Here is a 19,081-nt window from a genome sequence, read left to right as displayed (position 1 = left end):
TCTAATGGATTTGATATGTTTGACATTCTCTGGCGCTCGATCGCCATCGGCATCGGCGCCACCATTCTCATGGACATCTGGGCCGTCATCCTCGGCAAGCTGACCGGCACCGGTCTGCCCAACTGGGGACCGCCCGGCCGCTGGCTCTGGCATCTCTTCGCCAAGGGCACGGTCTTTCACGACGATATCGGCAAGGCCGCGCCCTATGAGCACGAAGTCGCGCTCGGCTGGGTCTTCCACTACGCCGTCGGCATCATCTACGGCATCATGCTGGTGATCCTGACCGGCCCTTACTGGCTGATCGCGCCGACCTTCCTGCCCGCCTGGATCTGGGGCATCGTCACCATCGCCGCCGGCTGGTTCCTGCTGCAGCCGGGCCTCGGTATCGGCTGGGCGGCATCGAAGACGCCGAACCCCACCAAGGTCCGCTTCCTCGGTCTCGTCGCCCACACCGTATTCGGCTTCGGCCTCTATGCGACGGCGCTTCTGATCCGTTAGAGGCTGCCCGCCATCCTTGCGAAATCGCCGCGCCGCGCCCATATGACGCGGTGTCGGCTTACCAGCGCACCGGCTCTCCGGGCGCCGCCGGCTCCACCGCCAGCGCATGCAACCCCGCGTCCAGTTCAGGCTTCAGAAGCTCCGTGATCGCCCGGTGACGCGCCAGCCGTGTCATGCCGGCGAACGACGCCGAGACGATCCTGACCCGCATATGGGTCTCGCCAGCCCCCGTGATGTCGGGGTGATGACCGGCATGCAGGTGGCTTTCGTTGATGACATCAAGCCGCTCCGGAGCGAATGCCGCGTTGAGCTTTTCTTCGATGGAGGATTGAACTGTCATGAGCCGATCTTGCTGCCTTGCGAAAAAGGTTCCCACCAAGCCAGCAACATTCCCGTTTGTCAATTCTTGTCCTCACCTATTCTGAGCCCCATAATTAGCGCCGTCATGAGACTTGATTCCAAATATTTCGACCGCATCCGCACCCGCCGCAAACGCGAGCAGGAACCCGAACAGGCCCCTCCGACCTGTCAGTGGGACGGCTGCGACAAGAAAGGCGCGCATCGCGCGCCTGTCGGCCGCAATGCCGAGGGGCAGTTCTTTCTTTTCTGCTTCGAGCACGTCAAGGAATACAACAAGGGCTACAACTATTTCTCCGGCCTCTCGGACGGCGAGATCGCGCGCTACCAGAAGGAAGCGATAACGGGCCACCGCCCGACCTGGACCGTCGGCGTCAACAAGTCGGCTAAGGATAGCCCGATCCAGTCGGATATCCGCTCCGGCGCCTATACCCGCGTTCGCGACCCCTTCGGCTTCGTCAAGGAAAACAAGAGCAGCGGCCCGCGCTTTCCCGAACAGCGCAAGCTGAAGAGCCTGGAGGCCAAGGCTTTCGACACCATGAATCTGGCGGCCAACGCCACATCGGCCGAGATCAAGAGCCGCTACAAGGAACTGGTGAAGAAGCACCATCCCGACGCGAACGGCGGCGATCGTGGTTCCGAAGAGCGCTTCCGCGCCGTGATCCAGGCCTATCAATTATTGAAGCAGAACGGTTTTTGTTAATTCCCGTCCTTGCTCTTGGTCTTCAATCGGGTATGGTCCAAATCGGCTGAGGCCGCAGGCAACCGCGGCACCCGTTTTCGCGTTTGTCTCACAGGCGCCTCGGCCACTTCCGGACGCGGCGTTTCTTGTCCGGGACTATCGTCAAGAATGCTCGCAGGCGGCGATCAAGTCGTCCCCGAGGTTTCGTTTCAGTCCCGGAGAAGCATCGCCGACGTTCAGACATGAGCGCGTGGGATACCCGCGACGCCATGATCGCGAAACGAGCTGAGACAGTATGGCAGGGTGTCGGCCACCCGCCTTGGAGACATGATGAGCAAGATTGACCTTGATATCTCGGAACTTCCGGACACCACCGTTTCCGTCAGGGAGGTCTTCGGCATCGATTCTGACATCCGCGTGCCGGCCTACAGCCAGGGCAGCGCCTATGTTCCGGATCTCGATCCCGACTATCTCTTCGATCGCGAAACCACGCTCGCCATCATCGCCGGCTTTGCTCATAACCGCCGCGTGATGATCTCCGGCTATCACGGCACCGGCAAGTCCTCGCATATCGAGCAGGTCGCCGCCCGCCTCAACTGGCCCTGTGTGCGCATCAACCTCGACAGCCATGTCAGCCGTATCGATCTCGTCGGCAAGGACGCCATCGTCGTCAAGGACGGCCTGCAGGTCACCGAATTCAAGGACGGCATCCTGCCCTGGGCCTACCAGCACAATGTCGCGCTCGTCTTCGACGAATACGACGCCGGCCGCCCTGACGTCATGTTCGTCATCCAGCGCGTTCTGGAATCGTCCGGCCGCCTGACGCTGCTCGACCAGAGCCGCGTCATCCGCCCGCACCCGGCCTTCCGCCTGTTTGCGACCGCCAACACGATCGGCCTCGGCGACACCACCGGCCTCTATCACGGCACGCAGCAGATCAACCAGGCGCAGATGGACCGCTGGTCGATCATCTCGACGCTGAACTATCTGCCGCACGAGCACGAAGTGAACATCGTCGCCGCCAAGGTGAAGAGCTTCGGCAAGGACAAGAACGGCCGCGACACCGTCTCCAAGATGGTCCGCGTCGCCGATCTCACCCGCGCTTCGTTCATGAACGGCGACCTCTCGACCGTCATGAGCCCGCGTACCGTCATCACCTGGGCCGAGAATGCCGAGATCTTCGGTGACCTCGCCTTCGCCTTCCGTGTCACCTTCCTCAACAAGTGCGACGAACTGGAGCGTCCGCTGGTTGCCGAGCACTATCAGCGCGCCTTCGGCGTCGAGCTGAAGGAAAGCGCCGCCAACATCGTCCTGGAGGCCTGAGGCTAACGGATCATGGCAGCGCGTGGTGACAATTCGAAAGCAAAGCCCGGTGCACCCGTCGACGTGGAGCCGCTGCGCCGGGCGATAACCGGCAGCGTGCGCGCCATCGCCGGCGACGGCGAGGTCGAGGTGACCTTCGCCAACGAGCGGCCGGGCATGACCGCCGAGCGCATCCGCCTGCCGGAACTGTCCAAGCGTCCGACGATGCACGAGCTTGCGGTCACCCGCGGTCTCGGCGATCTCGATGGCGCTGCGTCTCGCCTGCCACGACGAGAAGGTGCACACGACCATGGCGCCGCAGGGCTCCGACGCCCGCGCCATCTTCGACGCCGTCGAGCAGGCGCGCGTGGAATCGATCGGCGCGCTGCGCATGGAAGGCGTCGCCAGCAATCTGCGCTCGATGACCTCGGAAAAATACGCCAAGGCCAACTTCTCCGGCATCGAACGCAAGGAAGACGCACCCGTCGGCGAAGCCGTCGCCATGATGGTGCGCGAGAAGCTCACGGGCGAGAAGCCGCCGGAATCCGCCGGCAAGGTGCTCGATCTCTGGCGCTCCTTCATCGAGGACAAGGCCGGCAAGGATCTCGAGAACCTGACCGGCGTCATCAATGACCAGCAGGCCTTCTCCAAGGTCATCCGCAACATGCTCACGGCCATGGAAATGGCCGAGGAGTATGGCGACGACGACAGCGATCCCGACGCCGACGACCAGCAGGACGAGGAAGACAAGCCGAGCGGCGAAGACCAGAACGACGACGATGTCGAGGACGATGCCGGTTCGGATGCAGCCCCCGTCGAGGACAGCCAGGTCGCCGACGAGCAGATGGAGGACGGCGAGACCGAAGGCGCCGAGATCTCCGACGACGACATGCAGGAAGAGGGCGAGGACGACTCGGAGACGCCGGGCGAGACCCGCCGTCCCAACACGCCCTTCGACGATTTCAACGAGAAGGTCGACTACCACGTCTTCACCGAGGAGTTCGACGAGACGATCACCGCCGAGGAACTGTGCGACGCCGCCGAGCTGGAGCGCCTGCGCGCCTTCCTCGACAAGCAGCTCGCCCACCTCCAGGGCGCCGTCGGCCGCCTCGCCAACCGCCTGCAGCGCCGCCTGATGGCGCAGCAGAACCGCTCCTGGGATTTCGACCTGGAAGAGGGCTATCTCGATCCGGCCCGCCTGACGCGCCTGATCATCGACCCCACCCAGGCGCTCTCCTTCAAGAAGGAGCGCGACACGCAGTTCCGCGATACGGTCAGTGACGCTTTTGATCGACAATTCCGGCTCCATGCGCGGCCGCCCGATCACGGTCGCCGCCACCTGCGCCGACATTCTCGCCCGCACGCTGGAGCGCTGCGGCGTCAAGGTCGAGATTCTCGGCTTCACCACCAAGGCCTGGAAGGGCGGACAGGCCCGCGAACAGTGGCTCGCCAATGGCAAGCCGCAGACGCCGGGCCGCCTCAACGACCTGCGCCATATCATCTACAAGTCCGCCGACGCCCCATGGCGCCGCTCGCGCACCAATCTCGGCCTGATGATGCGCGAAGGCCTGCTCAAGGAAAACATCGACGGCGAAGCGCTGATGTGGGCGCATAACCGCCTGATCGCGCGGCGCGAGCAGCGCAAGATCCTGATGATGATCTCCGACGGCGCGCCGGTCGACGATCCGACGCTCTCGGTCAATCCGGGCAACTATCTGGAGCGCCACCTGCGCGCGGTGATCGAGCGCATCGAGACCCGCTCTCCGGTCGAGCTCCTCGCCATCGGCATCGGCCACGACGTCACGCGCTATTATCGCCGCGCCGTCACCATCGTCGATGCCGACGAACTCGCGGGCGCGATGACAGAACAGCTGGCCTCGCTCTTCGAGGATCAGGCGGCGCAACCGCGCGGCGGACGCGCCCGCCGCGCCGGCTGATCGCGCATGATCGTTTCGCGGCTCGTTCGTCGGCAGATCGCTCGAGCGGCAATGATCCTCGCCGTCCTGGCGGCGGGCATGCCGCCGGCGCTTGCCGCGGACGGCGCGAAGGTCGACAGCCGCATCATTTCCGACTTCAAGATCGGCTCGAACGAAACCAGGTTCGGGCCTTTTGAATTTCTTGGCGGACTGGAGATGGTCTCGTCCAATCGCCTGTTCGGCTCGATGTCGTCGATCCGCTTCAAGGAGGACCCGGCACGGTTCGTCGCCGTGCTGGACACCGGCCACTGGATGACCGGCCGCGTCGAGCGCGATGCCGCAGGCAAGCTCTCGGGCCTCGCCGATGTCGAGATCACGCCGATGCGCGACCGCGCCGGCAAGACCTTCGAGGGCAAGGGCTTCATGGACGCCGAGGGGCTCGCGCTGGCGAAGGATCGCGTGCTGGTCTCCTTCGAACAGCTGCATCGCGTCGATAGCTATCCCGATCCCGGTTTCGAAACCTCCCGCGCCATCGAGGGAAAGACGATCCCCTTCCCCCGTAGCGTGCTGCGCGCCAATCGCGGCTTCGAGACGATCGCCGTCGCGCCCGCGTCGAGCCCGCTGAAGGGCGGGACGCTGATCGTCGCCGAACGCAGCCTGGACGACGACGGCAATGCCTATGCCGCCATTCTCGACGGCCCGCTGAAGGGCACGCTGGCGCTCGCGCACTACGGCGACTTCGACGCCACCGACGGCACCTTCCTGCCCAATGGCGACCTTTTATTGCTGGAGCGCCGCTTCAACATGGCCGCGGGCGTGGGGATGCGCATCCGCCGCATCAAGTCGGCCGATATCAAGCCCGGCGCCGTGATCGACGGCGAGATCCTGCTGCAGGCGGATTTCGGCTACCAGATCGACAATATGGAAGGCATCGACGCCTTCACCGCCGCCGATGGAAGCACCCGTGTCGTCCTGGTCTCCGACGACAATCACTCGATCCTGCAGCGCAGTCTGATGCTGGAATTCCGGCTGGTCGAGTAGACGGCCTCTATCTCGCCCGATCAGCCGTCTTGCTGTAGATTGCGGGCCGGGGAGACGGGGATGAAGAACCGGGCGGCAACGCGACGACGAACCAGGACGCGCAAGGCGACGAGCGGCCTCCTGCTGCTGATCGCCGCCTATCTGCTGCTTGCCTATGTCGTCCTGCCTGAGATGTGGATCCTGCGCGACGAGGGCCGCATTGCTCAGTTCGGCCCGATGGTGACGACCACGGAGCAGGATATCCCCGGCGATCCCATCAATGTCGGGCTGGTGGGGACGAAGGAAGAGGTCATCCGCGCCTTCGCCGCCGCCGGCTGGGACCCGGCCGACAAGATCACGCTCAAGACCTCGGCCGAGATCGGCCTCAGCGTCGTCCTCGACCGGCCCGATCTCGATGCGCCGGTCAGTCCGCTCAAATTCGAGGGACGCAAGCAGGATCTCGCCTTCGAGCAGGCGGTCGGCACCAGCGCCGACGAGCGCAATCACGTCCGTTTCTGGATGACGAAGGAGGTGGCGAAGGACGGCCGGCCGATCTGGCTGGGCTCGGCGAGCTTCGACCGCGGTGTCGGCTTCAGCCACGACACCGGGCAGATCACCCACCATATCGGCCCGGATGTCGACGCGGAACGGGATCTGACGATCGGCGACCTGATGAAAGCGGGCCAGTTGTCGTCGACATACGAAATCCCCGGCATCGGCGCCACCAGGACTGGCCGCAACGGCGGCGGAGACCCCTATTTCACCGACGGCAAGGCGCTGGTCGGCGTCATCAGCGAAGGGAACGGCACCCGCAAGTAAGCGGATGCCGTTCGCATCGATTGTCTGCTGGCTCAGCCGGTTGCGCGGGCGCCCTGCATCGGCCTGAGAACGCTCATCAGCGCACCGTAGGGCAGAAGCATCACGAGGCCGACCAGCAGCTTCACCCAGAAATCGCCGATCGCCCAGGAAATCCAGCGCGGTGCCTCGGCGGCGAAGACGCCGAGAACAGGCGAGGCCTCGAGCGCGAACGGCTCGTTCGGGCCGAGGAAGACGAAGACGGCAGCGAACGACAGCGAGAAGAAGATCACCGTATCGAGCATCGAGCCCAACAGGGAGCCGATCAGCGGCGCGCGCCACCAGGCCTGCCGACGCAGCCGGTTGAACAGCGCGATATCGAGCAACTGGCCGGCGAGATAGGCTGTGCCGGAAGCGATCGCGATACGCGGCACCGATGTGAAGAAGGACAGAGCAACGCCGACGAGGAAGCCGGCGAACACCACCTTGCGCGCCGCTTGCGGTCCGAACTGGCGATTGGTGAGATCGGTGATCAGGAAGGCGACCGGATAGGTGAATGCACCCCAGGTCAGGAGGTCGGCGAGATTGACGCCGGCGACCGTGACGTTCAGCGGGAACTGCACGAGGAAGTTCGACGAGACGACGACCAGCGTCATCAGGGCGACGTAGATAATGATATAGCGCGTCTGAAGCATTTTTTTATCCTGGGGTATGCCACCAGCTGGAGGGACGATCCGGCAAAGCAAAAGGCTTGAACGGGATGATCCGTGCAAGCCTTTTGAAGCCGTATAGCTAGACGACGGTTATTGCTTAGGCAGCAACAGCCGTTTCAGCGGTCTTCTTGACGATCTGGCGGCGCAGCAGACGAGCGCGCATCGACAGTTCGTTTTCGCTTGCCTTGATCAGGAAAGCATCGAGACCACCGCGATGCTCGACGGTACGCAGAGCAGCAGCCGAAACGCGAAGACGGTAACGCTGGCCGAGCGCGTCGGAGATCAGCGTAACCTGGCACAGGTTCGGGAGGAACCGGCGCTTGGTCTTGTTGTTGGCATGGCTGACATTGTTGCCAACGAGGACTGCCTTGCCGGTCAATTCGCACATGCGGGACATGGGACACCTATTCTTGTTTTTCTCGGCCATAACTGCCCGCCCGCGCAAAACGGACTTGCAATCCAACAGGCCATGATTGGAAAGTTGCGGTTCTATAATCAGACAGACCGTGCGCGTCAAGCCAAACCTTGGTCTTTCCGGCGATTCCCTCGAAAAGCCTCGCAATTCCGTCAAAAAGCTTGTGTTCTCTCAAGGCCGCGACAGGCGTATAGACGGTATCTCGTGATCTGACCAGCGCACCGAACAAGGTTGAATTCATGGCTCACTGGAGCAAACGCATTCTCATCTCCGCCCTGGCGGGCCTGATGGCCGTGCCGGCGGGCGCCGCCGAGGTCGTGCATCGCACGGAGTACAAGGTCGCGCTCGGCATCATCACCATCGCGCGGGCCGCCTTCATGACCCGTATCGAGGATAACAAGACCTATAGCGTTTCCGGCGACATCAGCTCGGCCGGCCTCGCCGACCTCGTCACGACCATCTCGGCCACGACCAGCGTCGACGGCCAGCTGCGCGGCAACCGCATGCAGGCGACCCGCTATCTCCTCTATTACAAGAGCGGCAAGCGCGCCCGCACCTATGATGTCCGCTACACCAACGGCAACATCACCTCCTCGACGATAAAGCCGCCGCGCCAGCCGCCGAAGAACTGGGTCGACGTGCCCGCATCCGACATGCGCGCCGTGCTCGATCCCATTTCCGGCCTGATCTTCCCGGCCGACACCAATGTCTGCGCGCAGAAACTGCCGATCTATGACGGCGAGATGCGCATGGATCTGGTACTCTCGCCGAGCGGATCGAAGGATTTTTCCACGCAAGGCTTTTCCGGCAAGGCGACGGTATGCAACGTCCGCTTCGTGCCGCGCTCGGGCTACAAGAAGGGCCGCAGCGACATCGAATATCTGAGCAAGAGCAGCCGCATGGAGATCTGGTTCGCCAAGGCCGACTCCGCCAACGTCTTGGCGCCTGTCTTCGTGCGCATCCCGACCCAGTACGGCCCGGTGACCATCACCGCGGTGAAATACAGCGCAAGCTGACGCAGCAGCCCTTCATAAATGAAGGGTGCGGCAAGCCATGCCGCACGCTTGTTCTCGATATTGATCCTGACGATCTATGGCGACAGCGCCAATTAGCGCATCGCGATGACCATCTTGCAGAGCTTGACAAGGCTGCCGTCGAAGCCGCCGCCGGCCAGGATGTCCTTGCACCGGACCTTCATCTTCGCCCGGTCGCCGGCCGAAAGGTCGTTGAAAGCCTGAAGCTGCCTGTTGTTCAGGCCGTTGCGCCCGTTGCTGCCGTTGGTACCATTGTTGCCGTTGGTCGGGTTGGTCGGGTTGTTCGGGTTCTGCGGATCATCGGTACCCGGCAGGCCGAGATTGAGGTTCAGCAGCGTGTTGGTGCCGAGAGCCACCTTCGCTTTCGCCCCCAGAAGCCCCGAACCGCCGACATTGGCGTTGACGCCCGTGTTGAGCCCACGCGATCCGCCGACGCTGGCGGTGTTGCTAACGCCGAGGCCGCCGCCGGAACCACCACCGACGGATGTGTTGGTGCTGACACCACCGGAACCGCCGACCGACGCCGAAACGCCCAGACCACCGCTTGAATTGCTACCGACGTTTGCATTGACGCCGCTGGCGCCGCCGACCGATGCGCTTGCAACAGAGCCGCTGCCGCCGACGGTCGCATTCACGCCGCTGGCGCCGCCGAGCGAGACGCTGAGCCCGTTGCTGGTCCCGATGCTGAGACCACGGCTGCCGCCGACATCAAAGGCACTCGCCGGCAATGGAGCCAGGAAAGCGGCGCAACTGAGGGCCAGGACAGCGTATTTCGATGCATTAGAGTTCATTCCAACCTCCACGAGATGCTGCCGGAGCACTATGCCCAGGCAGTCGAAACCAATGAAGGGAAGCGCGCATTCCCGAAGCGGCGGGCTGTAACCAAGGGTGGAACACACCCCGCCTCTACATGAAAATAAGAATATGCGTAAACTCTAACATTTCAATGTCTTTCGCGCATAGGTTTTGCAAGCCTCGGAAAACGGATAATATATTATGAATGACTAATGCAAAATGCAGACACAACCGGAGACATATGCAGACACAAATGGGACGGATTGCAACAGGATGATACGGCCCGGTGGAATGAGGCGAAACAGGGGCGGCCGATCTGTACCCGTTGTGGAATATAAGCTGCGATTTACGCAACCGATGATACGTATTTCATCATTTACATCGCGCATCAAAATGAAACGGCCGGCACCGCATGGAAGCGATGCCGGCCGTCTCGTTCATTCCGGTATGACGATCAGAATTCTTCCCAGCTGTCAGCAGCAGGCGCCGCCATTCCGTGCGCCCTGGCGACCCGCGAGACGAGATGCAGCGCCGGCGAGCTCTGCGCCGCCCTGGACTGCGGCCGGACCGCATAGGCCTCGCTCAGCTTGAACTGCGCCAACAACCCGCGAAGCGCCTCGGCTTCCGCCGCCAGCTTGTGGCTTGCCGCCGTGCTCTCCTCGACCATCGCCGCGTTCTGCTGCGTGGACTGGTCGAGCTGGTTGACCGCCTGATTGATCTCCTTCAGCCCCGTCGCCTGCTCCCTCGAGCCTTCGACGATCGCCGCGACATTGACGTTGATGTCGTTGACCTGGCTGACGATGGTCTCCAGCGCCTTGCCCGTCTGCCCGACCAGGTCGACGCCGTTGCGAACCTGCTCGCTGGACTTGGTGATCAGCGACTTGATCTCCTTTGCGGCACTTGCCGAGCGCTGCGCCAGCTCGCGCACCTCCTGCGCCACGACGGCGAAGCCCTTGCCCGCCTCGCCCGCGCGCGCCGCCTCGACACCGGCGTTGAGGGCGAGAAGATTGGTCTGGAACGCGATGTCGTCGATGACGCCGATGATGTTGGTGATCTCCCGGGACGACTGCTCGATCTGGCCCATCGCCGCCACGGCGTTGCGCACCACCTGGCCGGATTGCTCCGCTCCCTGCTTGGTCTGGGACACCAGCTTGCCGGCCTCGTCGGCGCGGTAGCTGGAATCGTTGACCGTCGTGGTGATCTCCTCCAGCGCCGCCGCCGTCTCCTCGACGGACGCCGCCTGCTGCTCCGTGCGCTTGGAGAAGGAATCGGCCGTCGCACCGATCTCGCGGGAGCCGGCCGCGATCGCATGCGCGTTCTCGCCGACGGTCTTCATGGTCTCCGAGAGCCGGGCGATCGTCGCGTTGAAATCGTGTCGCAGCTGCTCCATCGACGGCACGAAGGCGGCATCGACCGTCTTCGTCAGATCGCCTTCCGAGAGACCGCGCAGCGCCTGCCCGAGCAGGCTGATGGCGCTCATGCGCTGTGTCACGTCGGTGGCGAACTTCACCACCTTGTAGACCCGGCCATTGGCGTCGGTGATCGGGTTGTAGGCCGCCTGAATCCAGATTTCCTTGCCACCCTTGCCGTAACGGACGAACTCGTTGGCGATGAACTCGCCGGCCGCCAGACGGCGCCAGAAGCTGGCATAGTCCTCGGTGCGCGCATAGGACGGCTCGCAGAACATGCTGTGATGTTTGCCCACGATCTCATTCAGCGAGTAGCCGAGACCGTTGCAGAAGTTTTCGTTGGCCGTGATGATCTCGCCTGTCGGCGTGAATTCGATGACCGCCTGCGAACGCGAGATCGCGTCCAGCTTGCCGGCGTCCTCGACCGCCTTGTTCTTCGCATCCGTGATGTCGGAAGCGAGCTTCACGACCTTGAATGGCTTGCCGTGCTTGAAGACCGGATTGTAGGAGGCCTGGATCCATATCTCCCGGCCACCCTTGGCCAGCCGCTTGTAGGCCCCCGCATCGTATTCGCCACGGCCGAGCCGGGCCCAGAAGTCGCGATACTCCTGCGATGCGGCCAGCGCCGGTTCGCAGAACATCGCGTGGTGCTTGCCGACGATCTCGGAAAGATCATAGCCGAGAGCATTGCAGAAATTCTCGTTCGCCTTCAGCACGTTGCCCTTCAGATCGAACTCGATGATTGCTTGCGATTTTGAAATCGCGCCGAGGATATATCCCGCATCAGATGCCAGACCGAACATTCCCGTCCCCTTTGCCTGCGACGCCATCCACTGGCGTTGCGTCTTGTTGAAAGAGACATCGGGGAACGCGCGTTTCCGACGAAGTATGGGCAAATCCTGAGGGAAAATAACAACTATCTCAGATCGCAATCACCGAAGCTCTCACAACCGATGATCATTCCGCGAGAGTTAATGTTCAGTATACAACGAATATCTAATTTAAGGTTGCATCCCTGTGAAAACTCATAGTGTATTTCTTATATTTCAAGGACTGCCCGACCCGCCGACGACCCGCCAATGAAAAAGGGCGCCACCAGGGCGCCCTCTTCAAACATATCCAACTTTCATGCCGTAACGGCTTACTCCGAAGCAGCGTCTGCCAAGGCTGGCGCTTCGCCGGCATCGCCTTCACCAGCCGCTTCGCCTTCGCCACGACGCGGACGACGGGGACGCGGGGTGGCGGCGCGACGGCGCGGCTGTCGGGTCGTTGCCGCACCGCTTTCCTCGTCCATCGACACCTCGGCCGGAATGCCTTCGATATCAGGCTGCGGGCCGGTACCGTCGATCACTTCGGGCTGGGCGGCGGCAACCGGTGCCGGGCGCTCTTCGCGGCGGCGGGGCTGGCGAGCCGGGCGCTCTTCGCTGCGAGGCTGCTCCTCGGCGCGCGGCTGCGGCTGGGGCTGCTCTTCGCTGCGCGGCTGCTCGTCGTTCTGACTCTGACGGCGCGGCTGCTCTTCGTCACGGCGCTGGCGCTGCTCGTTGTTGAAGCGGCGCTCGTCCGAACGGCGGCCCTGCTGCTCGTCGTTCTGACGGCGCGGCTGCTCATCGTTGTTGCGGCGCTGCTGGTGCTCCTGCTGCTGGCGCGGAGGCTGAACGACCACGACGTCGTCATTGTCGCCGCCATCCATTTCGTCGCCATCGCGCTCTGCGCCATCGCGGTCGAATTCGCCGCGGTCGTCGCGCTGGAAGCGCTCCTGCATCTGCGCCTGTGCGGCGGCAATGATGCGGTAGTAGTGTTCGGCGTGCTGCAGGTAGTTTTCAGCCATGACACGGTCGCCGGAGCTCTGCGCGTCGCGACCGAGCTGCGAATACTTTTCGGCGATGTGCTGCGCGGTGCCGCGGATCTTCACGTCTGGGCCGGAGCTGTCGTAGGTCCGCGTCAGCGGATTGCCGCCCTTGCGGTTGAAATTGTTGTTATTGTTGTTGTTATTTCCGCCGCCGCCGCCGTTGTTGTTGGTACGCCCGCGACCGCGTTTGTTCTGCTGTCCTGGCCTCATCGATCGTTCACCTGAATTCTCTGTTTGTGTGGAGTGATGGCACCGTCAACCGTGGTCGTTCGTCCGACTCAGGGTATTCGTGCCGCAAGCATAATGCGCCTTTGCGCCAACCTGCCGCTTGTTCTCAAGTCAGTTTGACTGATTCACGCATTGGGTCGTCTTCAACCTTTGAAACTCTCGTTTAAGAGAGTGGACCCCCGAGGCCGAGCTAGCTTCGAACGAACAATCGTTCTGACCTATCTCTCCAATACGTGGGGGCAACCTATATTGCTTCCCGTTTAAATCCAAGCCTTTTCTTCGCAATGACACCAATGGACTAGTCTATTCAGCCGCTTGTTGCCAACAAGTGACGGGCGAACACGAGCACACGGTCGTTGTGGCCGTAATCCTTCACCGATTCCAGGCATTTGAAGCCTTCCGCCTCAAAAACCTCGGTCACTTCAGTTCGCTGATCGAAGCCGATCTCAAGCCCTATAACACCGTCGGGATGCATGAACCTTGCGGCATCCTTGGCAATCGCGCGGTAGGCGTCAAGCCCATCCATGCCGCCATCCAGTGCGGCGGCCGGATCAAATTTTGTCACTTCGGGAGCAAGAGTGTCAACGACACTGGACGCTATATAGGGCGGATTTGAGACAATGACGTGAAACGTCCCGTCTATGTCCTGAAACCAGCTGGACCGCACCGCCTTGAAGCGCTGCTGCAGCCCGTTTCTTTCCGCGTTGGATTGCGCCGTCTTCAGCGCGTCGACCGAGATGTCGCTCCCTGTGCCCGATGCCTCGGGACATTCCTTGAGCAGCGCGAGGCATATAGCCCCGGTTCCCGTTCCCATATCCAGTATATGGAGATGACCATGCTTACCCGCAAGGTCTCTCATATAAGGAAGCATTGTATCGACGAGAATTTCCGTATCCGGCCTTGGCTCCAGCGTCGCCGCCGAAAGCGCCAAAGGCAGGCCGTAGAACTCGCGTTCGCCCAGGATCCGATGCACCGGCTCATGCGCCAGCCTGCGCACGATCGCGTCCTCGATCCGCGAGGCGGCCGCATCCTCGACCAGATCGCTTCCCCGGGTCAGCATCCCGGTCGTCGTCAGATCGAGCAACCCCGCGATCAGCACACGCGCATCGGCGGCCGGATCGGCCACGCCGGCCTCGGTGAAGCGTCGCCGCGCCTCGGCCAGAAGCTGGGAAACCGTCGCGGCGACCTGTTTCCCCTTCTCGCTCATGGCTGCTGCTCGCCGAGCTGCGACAGCTGGCTCGCCTGGTAGTCGGCCATCAGCGCATCGACGATCTCGTCGATTTCGCCGACCATCATCCGGTCGAGCTTGTAGAGCGTCAGGTTGATGCGGTGGTCGGTGACGCGCCCCTGCGGGAAATTATAGGTGCGGATGCGCTCGGAGCGGTCGCCGGAGCCGACCTGGCTCTTGCGATCGGCGGAGCGCTCGCTGTCGGCGCGCTGGCGCTCGGCGTCGTAGAGACGCGACCGCAGGACCTGCATCGCCTTGGCGCGGTTCTGGTGCTGCGATTTCTCGGAGCTGGTGACGACGATGCCGGTCGGCAGGTGGGTAATGCGCACGGCCGAGTCGGTCGTGTTGACGTGCTGGCCGCCGGCGCCCGACGAGCGCATCGTGTCGATGCGGATATCCTCGGCGCGGATCTCGATGTCGATCTCCTCGGCCTCGGGCAGCACGGCAACCGTCGCCGCCGACGTATGGATACGCCCGCCCGCTTCCGTCTCCGGCACGCGCTGCACACGGTGCACGCCGGACTCGAACTTCAGCTTGGCGAACACGCCCTTGCCGGTGATCGTCGCGATGATTTCCTTGAAGCCGCCGGCTTCACCCTCGCTGGACGAGAGAACCTCGACCTTCCAGCCGTGTGCCGCCGCATAGCGCTCGTACATGCGAAACAGGTCGCCCGCGAACAGCGCCGCCTCCGAGCCGCCGGTGCCGGCGCGGATTTCGAGGATGGCGCTCTTCTCGTCGGCCGCGTCCTTGGGCAGCAGCAGGATCTGGATTTCCTGTTCCAGCGCTTCGATCCGCTCCTTGACCTCGGGAAGCTCCATCTCGGCCATATCCCGCATTTCGCGGTCGACGGTCTTGTCGTCCAGCAGCGTCTCGAGATCGGCAAGCTCAGACAGCGCCTTCTCATAGGCGCGGATCTTGGTCACGACCGGCTGCAGCTCGGAATATTCGGAGGCAAGCTTGACGTAGACGTCGGCCGAGGGGCCGGCCGACATGCGCGCTTCGATCTCGCCGAAGCGGCGTTCCAGCTCGCGCATCTTTTCAACGGGAAGCTTCGCCACCCTCACTCCAATTCTGTTTGCCTCTGGCTACAGAGGGATGTTGTGTGTTTCGGCGAAATGGGCAAGCAGTTCGCGCATCGATGTCGGCGTCGTCGTGTCGTCGAGCGCCTCGTGCATCGCCTTGGACAGCGCGCCGACGTCGAGGCCGAGCAGCATGGCCTTGACCGGACCGATCGCGGCCGGCGACATCGACACCGAACGGAAACCGATCCCAAGCAGCGCCATGGCCGAAATCGGCTTGCCCGCCAGCTCGCCGCAGAGCGTCACCTGCGTATTGTTGCGTTCGCCTGCCCGCACGATATCGCGCAGGATGCGCAGGAATGGCTTGTCCAGCGTGTCGAAACGATCGGAGACCCGCGCATTGCCACGGTCGACCGCCATCGAGAACTGGAACAGATCGTTGGACCCGACCGACACGAAGTCGACCGCCGCCATCAGCTCGTCCAGCTGCCACAGAAGCGCCGGCACCTCGAGCATGGCGCCGAACTGCAGCTTGCGCGGCAGCCCGTGGCCGAAGCGCGACAGGCGCTGCACTTCCTTCTGAAGCAATTCGCGCACCGCGGTGATTTCCGAGACCTCGGTCACCATCGGCACCATCAGCTTCAATTCCATGCCGGCGGCTGCCTTCAGCATGGCGCGCAGCTGCGTGCGCAGAAGACCAGGGCGGTCGAGCGACAGGCGGATCGCCCGCCAGCCGAGCGCCGGGTTCTCTTCCTCGTGGCCGCGGAAATAGGGCACGACCTTGTCGCCGCCGATATCGAGCGTGCGGAAGGTCACGGACCGGCCGGCGGCCTGTTTCAGGACGTTGCGGTAAAACTGCTCCTGCTCTTCCGCCTTGGGAAGCGTGGAGGCGATCATGAACTGCAGCTCGGTGCGGAACAGCCCGATGCCCTCGGCGCCCGATTCCGACAGTTGCGGCAGGTCGACCAGCAGGCCGGCATTCATCTGCAGCGACACGCGCTGCCCATCCTTGGTCAGCGGCTCGACCGCGCGCAGCGCCCGGAACTGCTCCTGTCGGCGGGCGCGGAACCGCACCTTCTCCTCGTAGGAGCGCTGATGCTCCGGCAGCGGCCGCAGATGCACATGGCCGCCGTCGCTGTCGATGATCACGGCGTCGCCGTTATCGGCCAGCGCCACGATCCCGGCCGCCTGGCCGATGACGGGAATGCCCATGGCGCGCGCCACGATCACCACATGGCTGGTCACGGCGCCCTCTTCGAGCACCAGGCCACGCACATTGGCGCGTGGATAATCGAGCAGTTCGGCGGCCCCCATGGCGCGCGCCAGGATGATCGCGTCACCCGGGAAACCATCGCCCGCGGTGCGGCCGGTATAGCCGGTCAGCTGTCGCAGCAGGCGGTTCGCCAGATCCTCGAAATCGTGCATCCGCTCGCGCAGATAGGGGTCCGTCAGGCGCATCATCCGCGCCTTGGTGTCGCTCTGCACCTTTTCGACCGCGGCTTCCGCCGTCAGGCCGTTGCGGATCGCCTCCTCGAGCTTGCGCACCCATCCCTGGTCGTGCGCGAACATGCGGTAGGTCTCGAGCACCTCGCGATGCTCGCCCTCCATGGAGACGTCGCGCTGCGAGAGCAGATCGTCGATCGAGATACGCAGCGAACCCAGCGCTTCGGCAAGCCGGCGGATTTCCTTGTCGGCGTCGTCGTTGAGCAGGTTGGTGACGACGATGCGCGGCTCGTGCAGTACGACATAGCCGAGCCCGATACCTTCGTTGTAGGTGTCACCGTCGATGGTGACCGAGCGGGTGAGATCGAGCTCGAGCCCCGGCTTGGTGAGCTTCTTCCAGCTCGCCGGTGGCGATCATCTCGGCCAGCACCATCGCCGTCGTCTCGAGCGCTTCCAGCTCCTCGTCGCGATAGTTGCGGCTGGCCTTGTTCTGCACGACGAGAACGCCGAGCGAGCGGCCGGCGCGCAGGATCGGCACACCGAGGAAGGAGTGATAGATCTCTTCGCCCGTCTCCGGCAGGTAGCGGAAGGCCGGGTGCGATTGCGCGTCGGAGAGATTGAGAGGGGCGGCCGATGCGGCGATCGTGCCGACGAGGCCCTGCCCCATCTTCAGCTGCGCCAGGTGGACGGCTTCGCGGTTCAGACCTTCGGTTGCATAGAGTTCGAGCACGCCGTCGGAACGCAGCACGTAGACGGAGCAAACCTCCGCCACCATGTTGCTGGCGATCTGGCGAACGATCCGGTCAAGACGCTCCTGTGGCTCCAGCGGCTCCGCCATCAACTCGCGCAGCCGCTTGAGCAGCACGCGCGGACCGCCGGAAAGGTCTCTCATTGCGTCTCAAGCTCCAAAAACAGAAAGCAAGGTGGCCCGGCAGACAGCCGCGCCACCAATCAACTTGTACGCGCGGCGAGCCTGCTGGGAATCAGTTCTTATCCAGACCGTAGCAGGAATGCAAAGTCCTGACAGCGAGTTCCGCATAAGGACCGTCGATCAGGATGGAAATCTTGATCTCGGAGGTCGTGATCGCCTTGATGTTGATGCCTTTATCGGCAAGTGCCTTGAAAGCGGTCGCCGCCACGCCGGCATGGCTGCGCATGCCGATGCCGATGACCGACACCTTGACCAGGCCCGATTCGTTCTGCACGACGTCGTAACCGATCTTGTCCTTGTGCTCGCCGAGCACCTTGATGGCCTTGTCTACGTCGCCCGACGGCACGGTGAAGGTCATGTCGGTCTTCGAGCCATCTTCGGAGATGTTCTGGACGATCATGTCGACATTGATGTGGTTCTCGGCCAGCGGTCCGAAGATCGCGGCGGAGACGCCCGGACGGTCGGCGAGACGGCGAAGCGAGATCTGCGCTTCATCCTTGGCATAGGCGATGCCGGTGACTACTTCCTGTTCCACGATTTCTTCCTCGTCACAAATCAGCGTTCCGGGCGGATTCAAGAAATCACCCATGCCCGGAGCATCGGGATCTTCAAAAGACGAACGCACGAAGGTGCGCACCTTGTGCACCATGGCAAGCTCGACCGAGCGAACCTGCAGGACCTTGGCGCCGAGCGACGCCATTTCGAGCATTTCCTCGAAGGCGATCTTCTTCAGGCGGCGCGCCTGCGGCACGATGCGCGGATCGGTCGTGTAGACGCCGTCGACGTCGGTATAGATATCGCAGCGGTCGGCCTTGACGGCGGCAGCGATCGCGACCGCCGACGTATCCGAGCCGCCACGGCCAAGCGTCGCGATGCGGTTGTCGGGGCCGAGACCCTGGAAGCCGGCGATGACGGCCACCTGGCCCTCGCCCATGCGCTTGATCATTTCCGAGCCGTCGATCTCGAGGATGCGGGCCGCGCCATGCGCATTGTCCGTGCGGATCGGGATCTGCCAGCCCTGCCAGGAACGGGCGTTGACGTCCATGGCCTGCAGCGCGATGGCGAGCAGACCCGACGTCACCTGCTCGCCGGAGGCGACGATGGCGTCATATTCGCGTGCATCATAGAAAGGCGAGCTTGCGCCGACGACCTTCGGCGTATTCTGCACCCAGCCGACCAGTTCGTTTGTCTTGCCCGACATGGCGGAAACGACGACGGCCACTTCATGACCGGCATCGACCTCGCGTTTGACGTGGCGGGCAACGTTCTTGATACGGTCCAGGTCAGCGACGGATGTTCCGCCGAACTTCATTACGATGCGTGCCATAAGCCTCTACCACAGCAAACCGCCGGGAGAGACGAACGCCAGACCCGGCACGACGAAGCCTTGGAAGCAGCAAGCCGAAGAGCCGGAATTGGGAGTTTCTGGAACCCTTCTAAAGCCCTG

At 63.1% G+C, this 19,081-nt stretch carries 15 protein-coding genes and 2 pseudogenes; 7 read left to right on the top strand and 10 right to left on the bottom strand.

Annotated features, from left to right (window positions below; translation table 11 throughout):
• The first annotated feature begins 15 nt into the window (after positions 1 to 15).
• Positions 16 to 498, top strand: coding sequence for a DUF2938 domain-containing protein (locus P3R82_RS27610; RefSeq protein ID WP_283196068.1), 483 nt, complete (start codon positions 16 to 18; stop codon positions 496 to 498).
• Between the two features lie 58 nt (positions 499 to 556).
• On the opposite strand, the gene P3R82_RS27605 is transcribed toward P3R82_RS27610, so the two are convergent.
• Positions 557 to 838 carry a BolA family protein gene (locus P3R82_RS27605; RefSeq protein ID WP_183901714.1) on the bottom strand — a complete coding sequence of 94 codons (282 nt, stop codon included), beginning with the start codon at positions 836 to 838 and terminating at the stop codon, positions 557 to 559.
• A 105-nt stretch (positions 839 to 943) separates the two neighbouring features.
• Between P3R82_RS27605 and P3R82_RS27600 the strand changes: the two genes are divergently transcribed.
• The 5 genes and pseudogenes from P3R82_RS27600 (at position 944) to P3R82_RS27580 (ending at position 6,594) form a co-directional block, all read left to right on the top strand.
• Entirely contained in the window at positions 944 to 1,558 is a 615-nt protein-coding gene (locus P3R82_RS27600) for a J domain-containing protein (protein ID WP_183901715.1), read from the top strand.
• Positions 1,559 to 1,867: 309 nt separating this feature from the next.
• Complete coding sequence (gene cobS / locus P3R82_RS27595; RefSeq protein ID WP_018901558.1) at positions 1,868 to 2,860, top strand: cobaltochelatase subunit CobS; 993 nt, start codon at positions 1,868 to 1,870, stop codon at positions 2,858 to 2,860.
• A gap of 12 nt (positions 2,861 to 2,872) precedes the next feature.
• Positions 2,873 to 4,776, top strand: a pseudogene (cobT, locus tag P3R82_RS27590) (cobaltochelatase subunit CobT).
• A gap of 51 nt (positions 4,777 to 4,827) precedes the next feature.
• Positions 4,828 to 5,796 carry an esterase-like activity of phytase family protein gene (locus P3R82_RS27585; protein ID WP_283196067.1) on the top strand — a complete coding sequence of 323 codons (969 nt, stop codon included), beginning with the start codon at positions 4,828 to 4,830 and terminating at the stop codon, positions 5,794 to 5,796.
• Positions 5,797 to 5,856: 60 nt separating this feature from the next.
• The gene (locus P3R82_RS27580) at positions 5,857 to 6,594 is read left to right on the top strand and encodes an LssY C-terminal domain-containing protein (protein WP_283196066.1); all 738 of its coding nucleotides are present in this window, start codon (positions 5,857 to 5,859) and stop codon (positions 6,592 to 6,594) included.
• A 32-nt stretch (positions 6,595 to 6,626) separates the two neighbouring features.
• On the opposite strand, the gene P3R82_RS27575 is transcribed toward P3R82_RS27580, so the two are convergent.
• Positions 6,627 to 7,265 (bottom strand): queuosine precursor transporter, encoded by a 639-nt coding sequence (locus tag P3R82_RS27575; RefSeq protein ID WP_283196065.1) that lies wholly within the window; start codon positions 7,263 to 7,265, stop codon positions 6,627 to 6,629.
• 115 nt (positions 7,266 to 7,380) lie between these two features.
• Positions 7,381 to 7,680, bottom strand: a complete 300-nt coding sequence (gene rpmB / locus P3R82_RS27570) for a 50S ribosomal protein L28 (RefSeq protein WP_026283561.1) — start codon at positions 7,678 to 7,680, stop codon at positions 7,381 to 7,383.
• Positions 7,681 to 7,937: 257 nt separating this feature from the next.
• On the opposite strand from rpmB, the gene P3R82_RS27565 reads away from it, so the two are divergent.
• Entirely contained in the window at positions 7,938 to 8,714 is a 777-nt protein-coding gene (locus P3R82_RS27565; RefSeq protein ID WP_183901720.1) for a DUF3108 domain-containing protein, read from the top strand.
• A 92-nt stretch (positions 8,715 to 8,806) separates the two neighbouring features.
• Here P3R82_RS27565 and P3R82_RS27560 read toward each other — a convergent pair whose 3' ends face one another.
• The 7 genes and pseudogenes from P3R82_RS27560 to P3R82_RS27530 all read right to left on the bottom strand — a co-directional run bounded on the left by P3R82_RS27560 (position 8,807) and on the right by P3R82_RS27530 (position 18,961).
• Positions 8,807 to 9,523 (bottom strand): hypothetical protein, encoded by a 717-nt coding sequence (locus P3R82_RS27560; RefSeq protein WP_283196064.1) that lies wholly within the window; start codon positions 9,521 to 9,523, stop codon positions 8,807 to 8,809.
• Between the two features lie 458 nt (positions 9,524 to 9,981).
• On the bottom strand, positions 9,982 to 11,739 hold the full coding sequence (locus P3R82_RS27555; RefSeq protein ID WP_183901722.1) for a PAS domain-containing methyl-accepting chemotaxis protein: 1,758 nt from the start codon (positions 11,737 to 11,739) through the stop codon (positions 9,982 to 9,984).
• A 338-nt stretch (positions 11,740 to 12,077) separates the two neighbouring features.
• Complete coding sequence (locus tag P3R82_RS27550) at positions 12,078 to 12,995, bottom strand: DUF4167 domain-containing protein (protein ID WP_283196063.1); 918 nt, start codon at positions 12,993 to 12,995, stop codon at positions 12,078 to 12,080.
• 325 nt (positions 12,996 to 13,320) lie between these two features.
• Positions 13,321 to 14,220, bottom strand: coding sequence for a peptide chain release factor N(5)-glutamine methyltransferase (gene prmC / locus P3R82_RS27545; protein WP_283196062.1), 900 nt, complete (start codon positions 14,218 to 14,220; stop codon positions 13,321 to 13,323).
• On the bottom strand, positions 14,217 to 15,299 hold the full coding sequence (gene prfA / locus P3R82_RS27540) for a peptide chain release factor 1 (RefSeq protein WP_283196061.1): 1,083 nt from the start codon (positions 15,297 to 15,299) through the stop codon (positions 14,217 to 14,219). The genes prmC and prfA overlap by 4 nt, the downstream gene beginning before the upstream one ends.
• Positions 15,300 to 15,326: 27 nt before the next feature.
• Positions 15,327 to 17,595: pseudogene (ptsP, locus tag P3R82_RS27535) on the bottom strand (phosphoenolpyruvate--protein phosphotransferase).
• A gap of 91 nt (positions 17,596 to 17,686) precedes the next feature.
• The gene (locus tag P3R82_RS27530) at positions 17,687 to 18,961 is read right to left on the bottom strand and encodes an aspartate kinase (RefSeq protein WP_183901727.1); all 1,275 of its coding nucleotides are present in this window, start codon (positions 18,959 to 18,961) and stop codon (positions 17,687 to 17,689) included.
• Positions 18,962 to 19,081 lie beyond the last annotated feature (120 nt).

This window comes from Rhizobium sp. AN80A, assembly GCF_030053015.1.
GTDB lineage: Bacteria > Pseudomonadota > Alphaproteobacteria > Rhizobiales > Rhizobiaceae > Rhizobium > Rhizobium metallidurans.
This window is presented reverse-complemented; position numbering and strand designations above follow the sequence as displayed.

Excerpts from the sequence above, each read along its gene's own strand:
- P3R82_RS27610 (WP_283196068.1), top strand. The coding sequence starts at position 16 with ATGTTTGACATTCTCTGGCGCTCGATCGCCATCGGCATCGGCGCCACC.
- P3R82_RS27605 (WP_183901714.1), bottom strand. The coding sequence starts at position 838 with ATGACAGTTCAATCCTCCATCGAAGAAAAGCTCAACGCGGCATTCGCT.
- P3R82_RS27600 (WP_183901715.1), top strand. The coding sequence starts at position 944 with ATGAGACTTGATTCCAAATATTTCGACCGCATCCGCACCCGCCGCAAA.
- cobS (WP_018901558.1), top strand. The coding sequence starts at position 1,868 with ATGAGCAAGATTGACCTTGATATCTCGGAACTTCCGGACACCACCGTT.
- P3R82_RS27585 (WP_283196067.1), top strand. The coding sequence starts at position 4,828 with ATGATCCTCGCCGTCCTGGCGGCGGGCATGCCGCCGGCGCTTGCCGCG.
- P3R82_RS27580 (WP_283196066.1), top strand. The coding sequence starts at position 5,857 with ATGAAGAACCGGGCGGCAACGCGACGACGAACCAGGACGCGCAAGGCG.
- P3R82_RS27575 (WP_283196065.1), bottom strand. The coding sequence starts at position 7,265 with ATGCTTCAGACGCGCTATATCATTATCTACGTCGCCCTGATGACGCTG.
- rpmB (WP_026283561.1), bottom strand. The coding sequence starts at position 7,680 with ATGTCCCGCATGTGCGAATTGACCGGCAAGGCAGTCCTCGTTGGCAAC.
- P3R82_RS27565 (WP_183901720.1), top strand. The coding sequence starts at position 7,938 with ATGGCTCACTGGAGCAAACGCATTCTCATCTCCGCCCTGGCGGGCCTG.
- P3R82_RS27560 (WP_283196064.1), bottom strand. The coding sequence starts at position 9,523 with ATGAACTCTAATGCATCGAAATACGCTGTCCTGGCCCTCAGTTGCGCC.
- P3R82_RS27555 (WP_183901722.1), bottom strand. The coding sequence starts at position 11,739 with ATGTTCGGTCTGGCATCTGATGCGGGATATATCCTCGGCGCGATTTCA.
- P3R82_RS27550 (WP_283196063.1), bottom strand. The coding sequence starts at position 12,995 with ATGAGGCCAGGACAGCAGAACAAACGCGGTCGCGGGCGTACCAACAAC.
- prmC (WP_283196062.1), bottom strand. The coding sequence starts at position 14,220 with ATGAGCGAGAAGGGGAAACAGGTCGCCGCGACGGTTTCCCAGCTTCTG.
- P3R82_RS27530 (WP_183901727.1), bottom strand. The coding sequence starts at position 18,961 with ATGGCACGCATCGTAATGAAGTTCGGCGGAACATCCGTCGCTGACCTG.